Raw genomic sequence first — 14461 nt, 5'->3', positions numbered from 1 at the left:
CCATCGGCCTGTAATGAATGGCGGTGAGGGAGGGATTCGAACCCTCGATGCGGCTACAAACCACATACTCCCTTAGCAGGGGAGCGCCTTCGGCCACTCGGCCACCTCACCTAATTCATTATTCCCAAATCACTTACAAGTAAGAGAAAAGAGAATGGCGCGTCCTGGAGGATTCGAACCTCCGACCGCCTGGTTCGTAGCCAGGTACTCTATCCAGCTGAGCTAAGGACGCACATTTACATTTGTCTAAGTTGCTAATTTTAGACTCGCAAGAAATGGCGGTGAGGGAGGGATTCGAACCCTCGATGCAGCTACAAACCACATACTCCCTTAGCAGGGGAGCGCCTTCGGCCTCTCGGCCACCTCACCGTCTTGCGGAGGCACATATTACGTTTTACCGAAAATATGTCAAACACTTTATTGAAAAAAATTGGACAAAAACACTCAACCGTTTGCTATTTAATCAAAGCGCTTGCAAATTGAACTTCCAAGATCAATTTAACGCATTTTCCCTTAAAAATTAAGGCGAAAGATTGACGATAATAAACAGTCGAAAACAATTATCTATTTTATCCAGTAACAAGTGTTACCGCTGTTTGCACCATACTACGGGATGCATTATTGCGCCATAGGGCAAGCTAACAAAACTTGAGTTTTAGCCAACAAATAAACCGTCAAACGAACGACTTCAATCACATCTGTGTCTCACCACTTTATGAAGTATTCGTTTCACTGCCGCAGTGATCATCTAGCTGGTCGTCAATTTATATAGAAATACTCTTTTCTATTCTGCAAGATCAAAAAAGGCTAGCAATAATGCTAGCCTCTTCTCTACGCAAAAGTATTAGTAGTTGCCAGGTGCAACGTTACCATTACCTTTTTCAGCTTGAATGCGCATGTAAATCTCTTCACGGTGAACAGATACTTCTTTAGGTGCGTTAACACCGATACGTACTTGATTACCTTTAACGCCCAGTACAGTAACTGTTACTTCATCACCAATCATCAGTGTTTCGCCAACGCGGCGAGTCAAAATTAGCATTCTTTGCTCCTTGAGTAATCTCTAAATTTATCTAGCTACGAGAGCATTATCCAACAAAAGTTATATTTTCGTAAACTATCGATTGAGTTTATTTAACCAAAATGCACTTCTTTTTTAGGATAATCCTGTGTTTCACGCGCTACGATGTATGCATTGTGTAATATGTTAGCAGCCATATCGACTTGCGTTGGTGATATCACCAAAGTTAAAGACTGCTGCTGCAATAAGTGATGTTGTACATCAATTTCGCCTTCAGACAACAATCCATGTGAACTGACCACAATATCTTGTGTTCGGCTTCCTACCACAGTTAACAAACTAACCTGTTCACTATTACGGATTTTTTCGGCAAAAACTAGTTTTAATTTAGCACTTATGTCTTGTTTAATAATGAGCGCTGCCCGTTCTGTTTCCTCGATCACACTACAGACTTCGATCCCTAACAAATGGCATTGCGATATAAAAGACGGTAAATCATCATTCAAACACTCAATACGCACCATATCTCTTTGAATGGCGATGCCAGCGATCTCATTCAAACACTGATTGCCCGCAATTAACGTGCCCTCGCCTGATTCAAAACTTGATAGCACTCTCAATGGCAGATTATGTTGCCACGCATACTGGACACACGGTAGATGCAGCACTTTAGCGCCTCTACGGGCCATCTCTTCCATCGAGGGAAAATCTAGCGTATCCAGTTTTTTAGAATGCTTAACGACTCTAGGGTCACAAGAATAAACACCATCAACATCAGTATAGATTTGGCACTCTTTAGCCTGCAGTGCGCCCGCTAGTGCAACCGCCGTGGTATCTGAACCGCCACGGCCTAATGTCGTTATATCGCCTTTGGCACTGAAACCTTGAAAGCCAGCCACTACGACAATTTGACCATCATCTAACAGGGCTTGAATTGGAGCGGTATCAATACGCTCAATCGTCGCATTATTATGATTTGAATCGGTGTGTATCTTAGCTTGATAACCCGTCATCGATGTCGCTTCATAACCTAACTTGTGCAACGTCATCGCCAACAAAGCCATGGAAACTTGCTCTCCAGCCGTTAACAGCACATCCAGTTCTCTAGCGTTTGGTACGCTATCAATTTGCGAGGCTAAGTTAACTAACCGATTTGTTTCACCTGACATAGCAGAAACGACAACCACTACCTGGTTACCTTCATTTTTCGCTTCAATGATTTTATCTGCTACATGATGGATTCGCTCTATTGAACCCACCGACGTTCCACCAAATTTCTGCACGATAAGAGGCATTTTCACCCTTCCTCACCTTCCCAAGACCAATGTCTATATATGACAAAAAAACACTCGCTCCGCGTCATAGCGAAGCAATAAAAAATTAACCAAGGAGTCTAACGTTACCATTAGACTTCTTGGTTAATCTCAATCAAACCTTGTTTAAAAGCTCTTGCTATAGGCAAAATAAAAGATGCCCAATCAATTGATTGGGCATCTTTATATCAATTACTTAAGCTTAAAGGCGCTCTTCAAGCCAAGTACGTACCGATTTAAGCGCTTCTGGTAGTGCTTCAACGTCTGTACCACCCGCTTGAGCCATATCAGGACGACCACCGCCTTTACCGCCAACTTGCTCAGCAACCATCTTAACGAGGTCACCCGCTTTTACTTTGCCAACAAGGTCTTTGGTTACGCCAGCAATCAAGCCAACTTTGCCGTCAGCGATATTCGCGATAAGGATGATGCCGCTACCTACTTGGTTTTTAGCGTTATCAACCATAGTACGTAGGTTCTTGTTGTCTGCGCCTTCAATTGCAGCAACCAAAACTTTAGTACCAGAGATATCTTCTACTTTGCCCATGATGTTTGCGCTTTCTGCCGCAGCCATCTTTTCTTTAAGCAGTTGGATTTCTTTCTCTAGCGATTTTGCTTTCTTAGCTGATTCAGCAAGCTTCTCTTCGTAAGCGTTAGCCTGAGCTTCTACTGCATCTAGAGCTGCTTCACCCGTTACCGCTTCAATACGACGAATACCCGCAGCAATACCACCTTCAGAAGTGATCTTGAATAGACCGATATCACCCGTGTTGCTTGCGTGGATACCACCACAAAGTTCAGTAGAGAAATCGCCCATAGATAGAACGCGAACTTCATCATCGTACTTCTCGCCAAACAGTGCCATTGCACCTTTTTGTTTCGCTGACTCGATGTCCATGATGTTGGTTTCAATCACGTGGTTCTTACGAACTTGTGCGTTAACCAAGCGTTCTACTTCTTTAATCTGTGCCGGTGTTACCGCTTCAAGGTTGGAGAAGTCAAAACGTAGATTGTCTGGCTTAACTAAAGAACCTTTCTGAGCAACGTGCTCACCTAGCACTTCGCGCAGTGCAGAGTGAAGTAAGTGAGTTGCAGAGTGATTCAGTGAAATAGCAGCACGACGCTCAGCATCAACGCGCGCTTCGACTTTATCGCCTTGAGCAAATACGCCTTCAATTAGCTCGCCGTGGTGTGCAAATGCGTTACCTAGCTTCTGAGTATCTTGTACTTTGAAGAGACCCGACGCAGTGCTTAGCGTACCAGCGTCACCACATTGACCGCCTGACTCTGCATAGAATGGTGTCTCTTCAAGGATGATGATTGCTTTGTCGCCAGCCGATAGTGAAGATACTTCTTCACCGTCAACGAATAGCGCAGAAATATCACCAGCACCTTCAGTACTTGTGTAACCACAGAACTCAGTGTTCGTGTCTACTTTGATCGTCGCGTTGTAATCAGTACCGAACTGACCGGCTTCACGTGCACGCTTACGCTGTGCTTCCATCGCCTTCTCAAAGCCTTCTTCATCGATGGTAAAGTCGCGTTCACGAGCTACATCGTTCGTAAGGTCAGCAGGGAAGCCGTATGTATCGTAAAGTTTGAATACTGTTTCACCGTCAAGCTCTTTGCCTTCAAGTGCGTCTAGTGCGTCGTTAAGGATAACCATGCCGCGCTCGAGCGTGCGACCAAAGTTCTCTTCTTCAATGCGAAGTACTTTTTCAACAAGCTCTTGCTGTTTCTTAAGTTCATCTGCCGCAGAGCCCATCACTTCAGCCAGTACACCCACAAGTTTGTGGAAGAACACGCCTTGTGCGCCAAGCTTGTTACCGTGACGAACTGCACGACGAATAATACGACGTAGAACGTAGCCACGACCTTCGTTTGAAGGCATAACGCCGTCAGCGATTAAAAATGAACAAGAACGGATGTGGTCAGCAATAACGCGTAGCGATTGGTTAGATAGATCGTCATGACCCACAACTTCCGCTGTCGCTTTGATTAGCTTTTGGAATACATCAATTTCGTAGTTAGAGTGAACGCCCTGCATGATTGCAGAAATACGCTCAATACCCATACCTGTATCTACAGCAGGCTTAGGTAGCGGTTCCATTGTGCCGTCAGCGTGACGGTTGAACTGCATGAATACGTTGTTCCAGATCTCGATGAAACGGTCACCATCTTCTTCAGGTGTACCAGGACGGCCGCCCCAGATGTGCTCACCGTGATCGTAGAAGATTTCAGTACATGGACCACAAGGACCTGTGTCACCCATCGTCCAGAAGTTATCAGACTCGAACTGTTTACCGCCTTCTTTGTCGCCGATTCGAACGATACGGTCAGCAGGTACACCTACTTTCTTGTTCCAGATATCGAATGCTTCATCATCTGTCTCGTATACCGTTACTAGTAGACGATCTTTTGGCAGTTGAAGAGTTTCCGTCAGGAATTCCCAAGCAAACCCAATCGCTTCTTCTTTGAAGTAGTCACCAAAGCTGAAGTTGCCTAGCATTTCGAAGAACGTGTGGTGACGAGCCGTAAAACCTACGTTTTCAAGGTCATTGTGTTTACCACCCGCACGTACACAACGCTGAGCCGTAGTTGCTCGAGTGTAGGCACGTTTTTCGGCGCCTAAGAAGCAATCTTTGAATTGGTTCATACCTGCGTTAGTGAATAGCAGGGTTGGATCGTTATGTGGAACTAACGATGAACTGTCTACGATTTGGTGTTCTTTGCTCTCAAAGAACTTAAGGAACGCGTTGCGAACCTCATCAGTGCTCATGTACATGCAGCTCTTCCTGAAAATAGTCGAGTTAGAATTTTGCCGTATTGTAGATCATGGTTAAGGCTTCGACTAGTTTTCTTGTAGAAAAGACACCCTTGGGCAGGATTTTAGTTGAAATTCGATAAAACGTAGAATATTCCACTATATCTAGCCGTAGAAAAGCAGAACTAAATTGGCGACATAATCACTAAAAACTCAGGTAACGAGAGAGAGTTGATTAAAGAGATATCCGATAGGCTATTCCAATAAAAAAGCCCCGCAAAATATGCGAGGCTTTAAATTCTTTCCAAGTGAATGCTTATTTCAAGCATTCACTTTATAAAACGTTAGCTTATAGCTCTTCGCTTTCTTCTTCTTTCTCTGCGCCCTTCTCTTCAAGAACAGCAGGAGTTAATAACAACTCACGAAGTTTAGTATCGATCTCAAGAGCAACCTCTGGGTTTTCACGTAGGTATTTACCAGCGTTAGCTTTACCTTGACCGATCTTGTCGCCCTTGTAGCTGTACCAAGCGCCTGCTTTTTCTACTAGCTTATTCTTAACACCTAGGTCGATAAGCTCGCCTTCACGGTTGAAGCCTTTGCCATAAAGAATTTGAGTTTCAGCTTGTTTGAATGGTGCAGCAATCTTGTTCTTAACAACCTTGATACGCGTTTCATTACCAACAACTTCATCACCATCCTTAATCGCACCTGTACGGCGAATATCAAGACGAACAGATGCGTAGAACTTAAGCGCATTACCACCAGTTGTTGTTTCTGGATTACCGAACATCACACCAATCTTCATACGAATTTGGTTAATGAAGATAGCCATACAATTAGACTGCTTAAGGTTACCTGTTAGCTTACGCATTGCTTGAGAAAGCATACGAGCTTGAAGACCCATGTGGCTATCGCCCATTTCGCCTTCAATTTCCGCTTTAGGTGTCAGTGCAGCTACTGAGTCAATAACAAGAACGTCGATAGCACCTGAACGAGCTAGAGCGTCACAGATTTCTAATGCTTGCTCACCCGTATCAGGTTGAGAAACAAGAAGCGCGTCGATATCAACACCAAGCTTCTGAGCGTAAATAGGGTCAAGTGCGTGCTCCGCATCAACGAATGCACACGTTTTACCTACTTTCTGTGCTGCAGCAATAAGCTCAAGCGTTAACGTTGTTTTACCTGATGATTCTGGGCCGTAAACTTCAACGATACGACCCATTGGAAGGCCACCAGCACCTAGTGCGATATCTAGAGATAGAGAACCTGTAGAAATAGTTTCTACGTCCATTGTGCGGTTGTCACCAAGACGCATGATCGAACCTTTACCAAATTGTTTTTCAATCTGACCAAGGGCTGCGGCTAACGCTTTTTGTTTATTCTCGTCCATTTCTATCTCCACATAATCGGTTGTCTCAACAAGCGATTTAGAATCTATTTCTAACCCACATAGGGGTGACTAATTGGCTTTCATTATACTGTTGATTCATACAGTGTCTATACCTGTGTGAAAATAATTTGTACAAATGTTATCTGTCTTCCATTGAGAGGTAATCATAAATAACTTGCAGGGCATGGTGCGTCGCTTGTTGGCGTACTTGTGATCTATCACCTGTAAATACATTCGTTTCTACTTTATTCCACCCATCACAGGCCTTCCAAGCAAAACACACCGTCCCTACAGGTTTATCTTCCGAGCCACCACCAGGACCGGCAATACCACTTATCGATACCGAAATTGTGCCATTTGAATTTTGCAACGCACCATCAGCCATTTCGATTACTACAGGCTCACTGACAGCACCAAACTTAACTAAGGTTTCAGACTGAACACCGATCATCTCTTGCTTTGCTTCATTACTGTAGGTCACAAAGGCGCGATCAAACCATGCTGAACTTCCAGCAATATCTGTAATAGCGGTCGCTACACCTCCACCAGTGCAAGATTCAGCCGTCACTAAGATATGTTGGTGTTTAGCGAGTAAATGTCCAAGCTGTTCACTAAGAACTTGAATCGTATACATCATCGGCTCCCTTTATCTACGGTCATATCATTTGGATTTGCATCTTTTCGCATGTGTCGCTTTTCGCACGAAACGCTTTCACGTATCCTAAGCCGCAATAGAAATAAACGAAAGAAGTTAACTGTGAAAGCCGATCAAAAACATACTCCCATGATGCAGCAGTATCTGAAACTCAAAGCAGAAAACCCAGAAATTCTGCTGTTCTATCGCATGGGCGATTTCTACGAGCTTTTCTACGATGACGCTAAAAAAGCCTCTCAACTACTCGATATTTCACTGACTAAGCGTGGCTCTTCAAATGGTGAGCCAATTCCTATGGCGGGTGTTCCATACCATGCTGTTGAAGGGTATCTTGCGAAGTTAGTGCAGTTGGGCGAGTCCGTAGCAATTTGTGAGCAGATTGGTAATCCAGCAACTTCAAAGGGCCCTGTTGAGCGCGCGGTTGTGCGTATCGTGACACCGGGTACCGTAACCGACGAAGCCCTGCTTTCTGAGCGAGTCGACAACTTAATCGCCGCTATTTACCACCACAATGGTAAATTTGGCTACGCGACGCTTGATATTACTTCTGGTCGATTCCAGCTATGTGAGCCGGAAACCGAAGAAGCAATGGCGGCAGAATTGCAGAGAACGTCACCACGTGAACTGCTATTCCCTGAAGATTTCGAACCTGTAAATTTGATGGCAAGTCGTAATGGCAATCGCCGTCGTCCAGTATGGGAATTTGAATTAGATACAGCTAAGCAACAACTCAATCAACAATTTGGTACTCGCGATCTTGTTGGCTTTGGCGTAGAAAATGCGAAGCTCGGTTTGTGTGCTGCGGGTTGTCTGATCCAATACGTTAAAGATACCCAACGAACAGCCCTTCCGCATATCCGTTCACTCACAATGGATAAGCAAGATCACTCAGTGATCCTTGATGCGGCAACTCGCCGTAACCTAGAGATCACTCAAAACTTATCGGGCGGCACTGATAATACCCTTGCCGAAGTGCTTGATCACACCGCAACCGCTATGGGCAGTCGTATGCTTAAGCGTTGGTTACATCAACCAATGCGCAATATCTCAGCACTCGATCAGCGCCTAGACGCGATAGGTGAAATGAAAGATTTGGCTCTATTCACAGAGCTACAACCAACCTTAAAACAGATCGGTGATATCGAACGCATTCTTGCTCGATTAGCACTTCGTTCAGCGCGTCCTCGCGATATGGCTCGTCTTCGCCAAGCAATGGAATACTTACCAGAGCTTGCTGAAACACTGACGCAACTTAAACACCCATATCTTACTCAACTTGCTCAATATGCTTCTCCTTTGGGTGAAGTTTCTGAACTACTTGAGCGTGCGATCAAAGAAAACCCACCGGTGGTTATCCGAGATGGTGGTGTGATTGCAGAAGGCTATAATACCGAGTTAGACGAATGGCGTGACCTTGCAGCGGGCGCAACAGAGTTTCTTGACAAGCTTGAGCAAGAAGAGCGTGAACGCCATGGCATCGACACGCTTAAAGTTGGCTACAACAACGTACACGGATTCTTCATTCAAGTAAGCCGCGGGCAGAGCCACCTTGTGCCACCACACTATGTTCGCCGTCAAACGCTTAAAAATGCAGAACGCTACATTATTCCCGAGCTAAAAGAGCATGAAGATAAAGTCCTCAACTCAAAATCGAAAGCCCTGGCTATCGAGAAGCAGTTGTGGGAAGAGTTATTTGATTTGTTACTGCCTTATCTAGAGCAACTGCAAAATATCGCTTCTTCTGTATCTCAGCTTGATGTTCTGCAAAACTTAGCGGAACGTGCAGACACTCTTGATTACTGCCGTCCAACGATGACAGAGTCAGCTGGTGTGCAAATTCAAGCAGGTCGTCATCCTGTAGTGGAACAAGTGATGGACGAACCTTTCATTGCGAACCCTATCGACCTCAATGATCAACGTAAAATGCTGATCATCACAGGTCCAAACATGGGTGGTAAGTCGACCTACATGCGTCAGACCGCACTCATTGCGCTGATGGCTCATATCGGTTGTTATGTACCAGCAGAAAGCGCGACGATTGGCTCTATCGACCGTATCTTTACGCGTATTGGCGCATCGGATGATTTAGCTTCGGGTCGTTCAACTTTCATGGTTGAGATGACAGAGACCGCGAATATTCTGCATAACGCTACACCAAATAGCCTTGTGCTAATGGATGAGATCGGCCGCGGCACCAGCACTTATGATGGCCTATCACTGGCTTGGGCAAGTGCTGAATGGCTAGCTAATCAAATCAATGCGATGACACTATTTGCAACGCACTACTTTGAACTAACTGAACTGCCTAACCAACTTCCAACCTTAGCGAACGTACACTTAGACGCAGTTGAACACGGTGACAGCATTGCCTTTATGCACGCAGTGCAAGAAGGTGCTGCAAGTAAATCTTACGGCCTCGCTGTAGCTGGATTGGCTGGTGTACCTAAAGCGGTCATCAAGAATGCACGCACGAAGCTGACTCAGTTAGAGTCATTGAGTATCGACTCTCCAACCTCAAAGCCAAGCGGCGTCGATATAGCGAACCAACTGAGCCTGATACCTGAACCAAGTGAAGTAGAACAAGCACTGGCGAATGTTGATCCTGATGATCTAACCCCTCGCCAAGCATTAGAAGAGCTCTACCGCTTGAAGAAACTACTCTAATTAAAATAACCAAGCGCTGTGTTTTCTAGCTAAGATAGAGCTAGACCAAAAACTAAAAAACGCTGACATTTGGTCAGCGTTTTATTATTTCGAGATCGTGGAATATCGTTTAGTCGTTTTCAACGTTAAACAGGTTTTCCATGTTCAGACCTTGCTTGATCAGAATCTCTCGTAGACGGCGAAGACCTTCAACTTGGATTTGACGAACACGTTCACGAGTCAGGCAGATTTCACGGCCTACTTCTTCTAACGTTGACGGTTCATAGCCAAGTAGTCCAAAGCGACGTGCAAGCACCTCTTTCTGTTTCGGGTTCAGCTCATCTAGCCAGAAAATCAACGAGTTCTTGATATCGCTATCTTGAGTTGAAACCTCAGGATCGGAATTGTTGATGTCCGGAATAATATCCAACAGTGCTTTCTCACCGTCACCACCAATTGGCGTATCAACGGAGCTCACTCGCTCGTTTAAACGAAGCATCTTGCTCACATCACCAACTGGCTTGTCTAGCTTAGTAGCAATTTCTTCAGCCGTTGGTTCATGGTCAAGCTTTTGTGATAACTCTCTTGCTGTACGTAGGTAGATGTTCAGCTCTTTCACAACATGGATTGGCAAACGGATGGTGCGAGTCTGATTCATTAAAGCACGTTCAATGGTTTGACGAATCCACCATGTCGCGTAAGTTGAAAAGCGGAAACCTCGCTCTGGGTCAAACTTCTCTACGGCGCGAATCAAGCCTAGGTTGCCTTCTTCAATTAGATCGAGAAGTGCCAAACCACGGTTGCTATAACGACGAGATATTTTAACCACCAAACGCAGGTTACTTTCAATCATGCGTTTGCGGGCCGCTTCATCACCGCGTAGAGCTCGACGTGCATAAAGCACTTCTTCTTCAGCGGTTAGTAGTGGTGAGAAACCAATTTCGCCTAAGTAGAGTTGAGTAGCATCTAAACTTTTAGACGTAACTTCAGCTTCTTCTTTCGCTTCGGTTTTCTTAGTGACTGTTCGTTTTGCTTTTCCAAGTGTTTCCGATTCCGTGGTTACTTGGTTAAGATCGAACTCTTCTTTGGTTACTGCATTGCTTATACTCATAACGCCTCCCCCTGGCGAAATTAGCATGACATCACAACTTTATATGTCGCTAAATGACTATGTCACTCCATACAATATGTATTATTTGCATATTGTATTTAAGGCAAATATCGTTTTGGATTAACGGACTTACCTTGGTAACGAATCTCAAAGTGCAGCCTAACACTGCTGGCTCCAGAGCTTCCCATTGTTGCAATCTTCTGCCCTGGTTTCACACTTTGCCCTTCAGATACTAATAGTCGGTCGTTATGCGCGTATGCACTTAAGTAATTATCATTATGCTTCACAATCACTAGATTGCCGTAGCCTCGTAATGCATTACCCGAATAAACAACCGTTCCCCCTGCAGTAGATACTATTGGCTGACCTCGCTGTCCTGCTATGTCTATGCCTTTATTTCCTTGTTCGCCTACAGAGAAATTCTTGATTACTCTCCCTTTAGTTGGCCATAACCATTTGGATACTTTATCACTTGTTGGTTTGGTGGACGGTGTAACATTCTGTTTACCTTTAGAACCAACATACTCCTTTGATTTGGATTGTTCAACCTTCTTTGGTGGATCTTTTTTAACCACTTTAGTCGTAGTTTGAGTTGGCGCAGGTTTAGAGTTTTTACTCTTTTTAGGCGTAGTTTTAGGGGTACTTGCTGTCGATGACGTAGTGGATGCCGATGATGTAGTGGATGCCGCGACAGGCGCAGCAACTGCTGCAACCGCCACTGTTGATTTACCATACGCTGGTGCGCTGTAGCTCGGGCGCCACAACTTAAGCTTCTGGCCTGGGTGGATTGTATAAGGAGCAGAGAGCTTGTTATAACTAACTAAATCGTTAACGTCTTTGTTCGTCACATAAGCAATAAAATAAAGCGTATCGCCTTTTTTCACTTCGTAGTAACTACCGCGATAGCTGCCACGATCAATCGAAGAGTATTTTTTATTTAAGCTTGAAACTGGCGCAGGCGAATTCGCTGCACACCCAACAAGGGCACAGCTAAGTAGTAAAGCACTTACTTTTAACAACTTCGAACGCATCGACTCTCTACCCACCTACACCATTAGTCTTGTTATTAAGCTAGTTCACCGGGAACAAGAGGTACAAATCTCACCATCTCGATCACGCTCGATAAAAACTCGTCACCATGGCGAACAATCTTCAACAATTGTTGTTCGTCATCACCAACAGGGATTAATAAACGGCCGCCATCTTTCAACTGCTGTAAAAGAGCCTGAGGAATCGACTCTGCAGCTGCGGTGACAATAATCGCATCAAAAGGCGCCTTGGAAGACCATCCTTGCCAGCCATCACCATGTTTGGTTGAAATATTGTAGAAATCGAGTTGCTTCAACCTGCGTTTAGCATCCCATTGTAGAGACTTTATTCGTTCAACCGAATACACATGGTCAACAAGTTGAGCTAGTACAGCGGTTTGATAACCAGAACCCGTGCCAATTTCCAAAACACGGCTATCTTGTTGTAGTTCAAGTAACTCTGTCATTTTAGCAACGATGTACGGCTGAGAGATCGTCTGCCCTTGTCCAATAGGCAGCGCATTATTATCATAAGCTTGATGATGCATCGCCTGCGACAAAAAACTCTCTCTTGGTAATTGGTAAATCGCATCAAGCACTTTCTGATCTTGAATGCCATTTTCAATCAGAAAAGTAACTAAGCGCTCTGCTTGTGGATTACTCACTTACTTCTCTCCTAACCATGTCGCCATCGCACCCAACGACTCATGCGCCGTTAAATCAACCTGTAGCGGTGTTACCGATACAAAACCATGCTCTATCGCATAAAAGTCCGTACCTTCACCAGCATCTTGTTCTTTTCCCGGAGGACCAAGCCAATAAATATCATGCCCGCGAGGATCTTTCTGCTTAATCATATCTTCAGCATGATGACGAGCTCCTAAGCGCGTCACTTGAGTACCAGACAGTTGATCCAAGGCTAAGTCAGGAACATTAATGTTTAGTAGGCGATTGGTCGGGATTGGATTTGCTAAATGTTGTTCGACGATACGACGAGCAATAACTGCCGCTGTCTTAAAATGTTTTTTTCCAACCAGAGAAAACGCCACTGACTGAACACCTAAAAAGTGCCCTTCCATTGCTGCTGCTACTGTACCTGAATAAAGCACATCATCACCAAGGTTAGCACCGTGATTAATACCCGTTAAAACCAGATCAGGCATCTCATTTTTGAGTAGTTCATTTAACGCAAAATGCACACAATCTGTTGGTGTCCCTTGTACCGAATAGGTATTTTCAGCAATCTCTTGAACACGCAGAGGTTGTTCTAAAGTTAATGAATTTGAAGCTCCCGAACGATTACGATCAGGTGCAACAATGATAATTTCAGCAAGATCACGTAATTCATTTGCCAGCTCATGAATACCTTGAGCGTGCACTCCATCATCGTTGCTGAGTAAAATCTTCATCTTGTTTCCTTTCTTTTGTTCCATGCCAAGTGACTCAAATTCCCATATCAAGCCACTTAGCTCCAAACTGAATCATTACTGCTCGTAGCTTCTCTCTACGTGAACTTCTTCGACAAGTTCACGAACGATAGCGGTAGCAAAACAACCCGCATCAAGAGAAAACTTAAGAGTAATATTATCTTCGTCCACTTCCCAAGTTAAACCAGTAGGCTTCAACGAAGCTTCACGGCGATCATGGCGCATGCGGTTACCGCAAATAAGCGCCATTAGATCCGGTTCAGCATCAAGGTGTTTTTGCTCTAAAGCTTGAGACGCATCAATTGTAGGTAACGCATTATCTCCAGCCAAAGCAACCGTAATAAACGAAGAGCCGTTCTCGATGTCTTGATTTACCGCTTCGATATTATCCGCAGTTACCACTAGTTGAGCACCGTCTTTCACGACAATATCGCCAACCAGTGCCGATGCAAACGCATCTTGCTTGATACGGTCTGAAAGGATCAGGTTGTAAATCCAAGAACGAGCTGCAGAAAGGTACAAGCTGCGCTTATTCTGATTACGCGTACGAACATTTTCACGCCCCCAACGTCGAGCTTCAGATAAGTTGTTACCTTCATTACCAAAACGCTGAGCTCCGAAGTAATTTGGCACGCCGACTTGAGCGACTTTTTCTAAACGCTTTACCACATCATCACAATCAGTTACTTCAGACAAAGTCAGCTCAAATTGGTTGCCAACTAAATCACCTGGACGTAACTTTTTGTTGTGTCGTGCCATCGCCAAGATCTCAATGCTTGGATACTGTGCTAAGAAATCTGAAAAGTCAGGCTGACCTTTAGGTAGGTGTACGCTCAACCATTGCTCGGTAACCGCGTGACGGTCTTTCAAACCAGCCCAACTCACGTCCTTCGACTTAACACCACATGCTTTAGCCAGCTCATTTGCTACGAAGCTCGTGTTTTCACCAGTTTTACGAATACGAACCATTAGGTGTTCGCCTTCACCAGTAAACTCAAAACCTAAGTCTTCATTAACGACAAAGTGTTCGGCTTTTGCTTTTAGTTTTGCTTTCGCAGTTGGTTTACCGTTTAGGTAAGCCAATGAAGATAAAATATCTGACATGCTGT

Annotated in this window: 11 protein-coding genes and 3 tRNA genes; 1 reads left to right on the top strand and 13 read right to left on the bottom strand. The window is 44.6% G+C overall.

The genetic code is table 11. The annotated features are described in order from the left end of the window. Positions 1–18: 18 nt before the first annotated feature. The 8 genes from SJY39_RS04055 to pncC form a co-directional block, all read right to left on the bottom strand. A tRNA-Ser gene (locus SJY39_RS04055) sits at positions 19–111 on the bottom strand. Between the two features lie 44 nt (positions 112–155). Beyond that, positions 156–232 (bottom strand) — tRNA-Arg (locus tag SJY39_RS04050). Between the two features lie 44 nt (positions 233–276). Next, positions 277–369, bottom strand: a tRNA-Ser gene (locus tag SJY39_RS04045). Between the two features lie 475 nt (positions 370–844). After that, complete coding sequence (gene csrA / locus SJY39_RS04040; RefSeq protein WP_009847619.1) at positions 845–1042, bottom strand: carbon storage regulator CsrA; 198 nt, start codon at positions 1040–1042, stop codon at positions 845–847. A 92-nt stretch (positions 1043–1134) separates the two neighbouring features. Continuing rightward, a complete protein-coding gene (locus SJY39_RS04035) occupies positions 1135–2316 on the bottom strand; it encodes an aspartate kinase (protein ID WP_010435816.1) in 1182 nt (393 codons plus the stop codon). Between the two features lie 220 nt (positions 2317–2536). After that, on the bottom strand, positions 2537–5119 hold the full coding sequence (alaS, locus tag SJY39_RS04030; protein ID WP_016790038.1) for an alanine--tRNA ligase: 2583 nt from the start codon (positions 5117–5119) through the stop codon (positions 2537–2539). A gap of 328 nt (positions 5120–5447) precedes the next feature. Continuing rightward, a complete protein-coding gene (gene recA / locus SJY39_RS04025; protein ID WP_010435812.1) occupies positions 5448–6488 on the bottom strand; it encodes a recombinase RecA in 1041 nt (346 codons plus the stop codon). Positions 6489–6627: 139 nt separating this feature from the next. Further along, positions 6628–7122, bottom strand: coding sequence for a nicotinamide-nucleotide amidase (gene pncC, locus SJY39_RS04020; protein WP_016768194.1), 495 nt, complete (start codon positions 7120–7122; stop codon positions 6628–6630). Between the two features lie 123 nt (positions 7123–7245). Here pncC and mutS point away from each other — a divergent pair, with 123 nt between their 5' ends. Beyond that, complete coding sequence (mutS, locus tag SJY39_RS04015; protein WP_016768193.1) at positions 7246–9807, top strand: DNA mismatch repair protein MutS; 2562 nt, start codon at positions 7246–7248, stop codon at positions 9805–9807. 109 nt (positions 9808–9916) lie between these two features. On the opposite strand, the gene rpoS is transcribed toward mutS, so the two are convergent. The 5 genes from rpoS to truD form a co-directional block, all read right to left on the bottom strand. Beyond that, complete coding sequence (rpoS, locus tag SJY39_RS04010) at positions 9917–10897, bottom strand: RNA polymerase sigma factor RpoS (protein ID WP_010435803.1); 981 nt, start codon at positions 10895–10897, stop codon at positions 9917–9919. Between the two features lie 98 nt (positions 10898–10995). Beyond that, complete coding sequence (nlpD, locus tag SJY39_RS04005) at positions 10996–11928, bottom strand: murein hydrolase activator NlpD (RefSeq protein WP_016768192.1); 933 nt, start codon at positions 11926–11928, stop codon at positions 10996–10998. Positions 11929–11963: 35 nt separating this feature from the next. After that, positions 11964–12590, bottom strand: coding sequence for a protein-L-isoaspartate(D-aspartate) O-methyltransferase (locus SJY39_RS04000; protein ID WP_010435798.1), 627 nt, complete (start codon positions 12588–12590; stop codon positions 11964–11966). Continuing rightward, positions 12591–13334, bottom strand: coding sequence for a 5'/3'-nucleotidase SurE (gene surE / locus SJY39_RS03995; RefSeq protein ID WP_010435796.1), 744 nt, complete (start codon positions 13332–13334; stop codon positions 12591–12593). It lies immediately after the preceding gene. A 75-nt stretch (positions 13335–13409) separates the two neighbouring features. After that, positions 13410–14456, bottom strand: coding sequence for a tRNA pseudouridine(13) synthase TruD (gene truD, locus SJY39_RS03990; protein WP_010435794.1), 1047 nt, complete (start codon positions 14454–14456; stop codon positions 13410–13412). Positions 14457–14461 lie beyond the last annotated feature (5 nt).

Source organism: Vibrio sp. R78045 (assembly GCF_042466085.1).
Lineage (GTDB): Bacteria > Pseudomonadota > Gammaproteobacteria > Enterobacterales > Vibrionaceae > Vibrio > Vibrio cyclitrophicus.
This window is presented reverse-complemented; position numbering and strand designations above follow the sequence as displayed.

Excerpts from the sequence above, each read along its gene's own strand:
- surE (WP_010435796.1), bottom strand. The coding sequence starts at position 13,334 with ATGAAGATTTTACTCAGCAACGATGATGGAGTGCACGCTCAAGGTATT.
- recA (WP_010435812.1), bottom strand. The coding sequence starts at position 6,488 with ATGGACGAGAATAAACAAAAAGCGTTAGCCGCAGCCCTTGGTCAGATT.
- csrA (WP_009847619.1), bottom strand. The coding sequence starts at position 1,042 with ATGCTAATTTTGACTCGCCGCGTTGGCGAAACACTGATGATTGGTGAT.
- pncC (WP_016768194.1), bottom strand. The coding sequence starts at position 7,122 with ATGTATACGATTCAAGTTCTTAGTGAACAGCTTGGACATTTACTCGCT.
- rpoS (WP_010435803.1), bottom strand. The coding sequence starts at position 10,897 with ATGAGTATAAGCAATGCAGTAACCAAAGAAGAGTTCGATCTTAACCAA.
- SJY39_RS04035 (WP_010435816.1), bottom strand. The coding sequence starts at position 2,316 with ATGCCTCTTATCGTGCAGAAATTTGGTGGAACGTCGGTGGGTTCAATA.
- truD (WP_010435794.1), bottom strand. The coding sequence starts at position 14,456 with ATGTCAGATATTTTATCTTCATTGGCTTACCTAAACGGTAAACCAACT.
- alaS (WP_016790038.1), bottom strand. The coding sequence starts at position 5,119 with ATGTACATGAGCACTGATGAGGTTCGCAACGCGTTCCTTAAGTTCTTT.
- nlpD (WP_016768192.1), bottom strand. The coding sequence starts at position 11,928 with ATGCGTTCGAAGTTGTTAAAAGTAAGTGCTTTACTACTTAGCTGTGCC.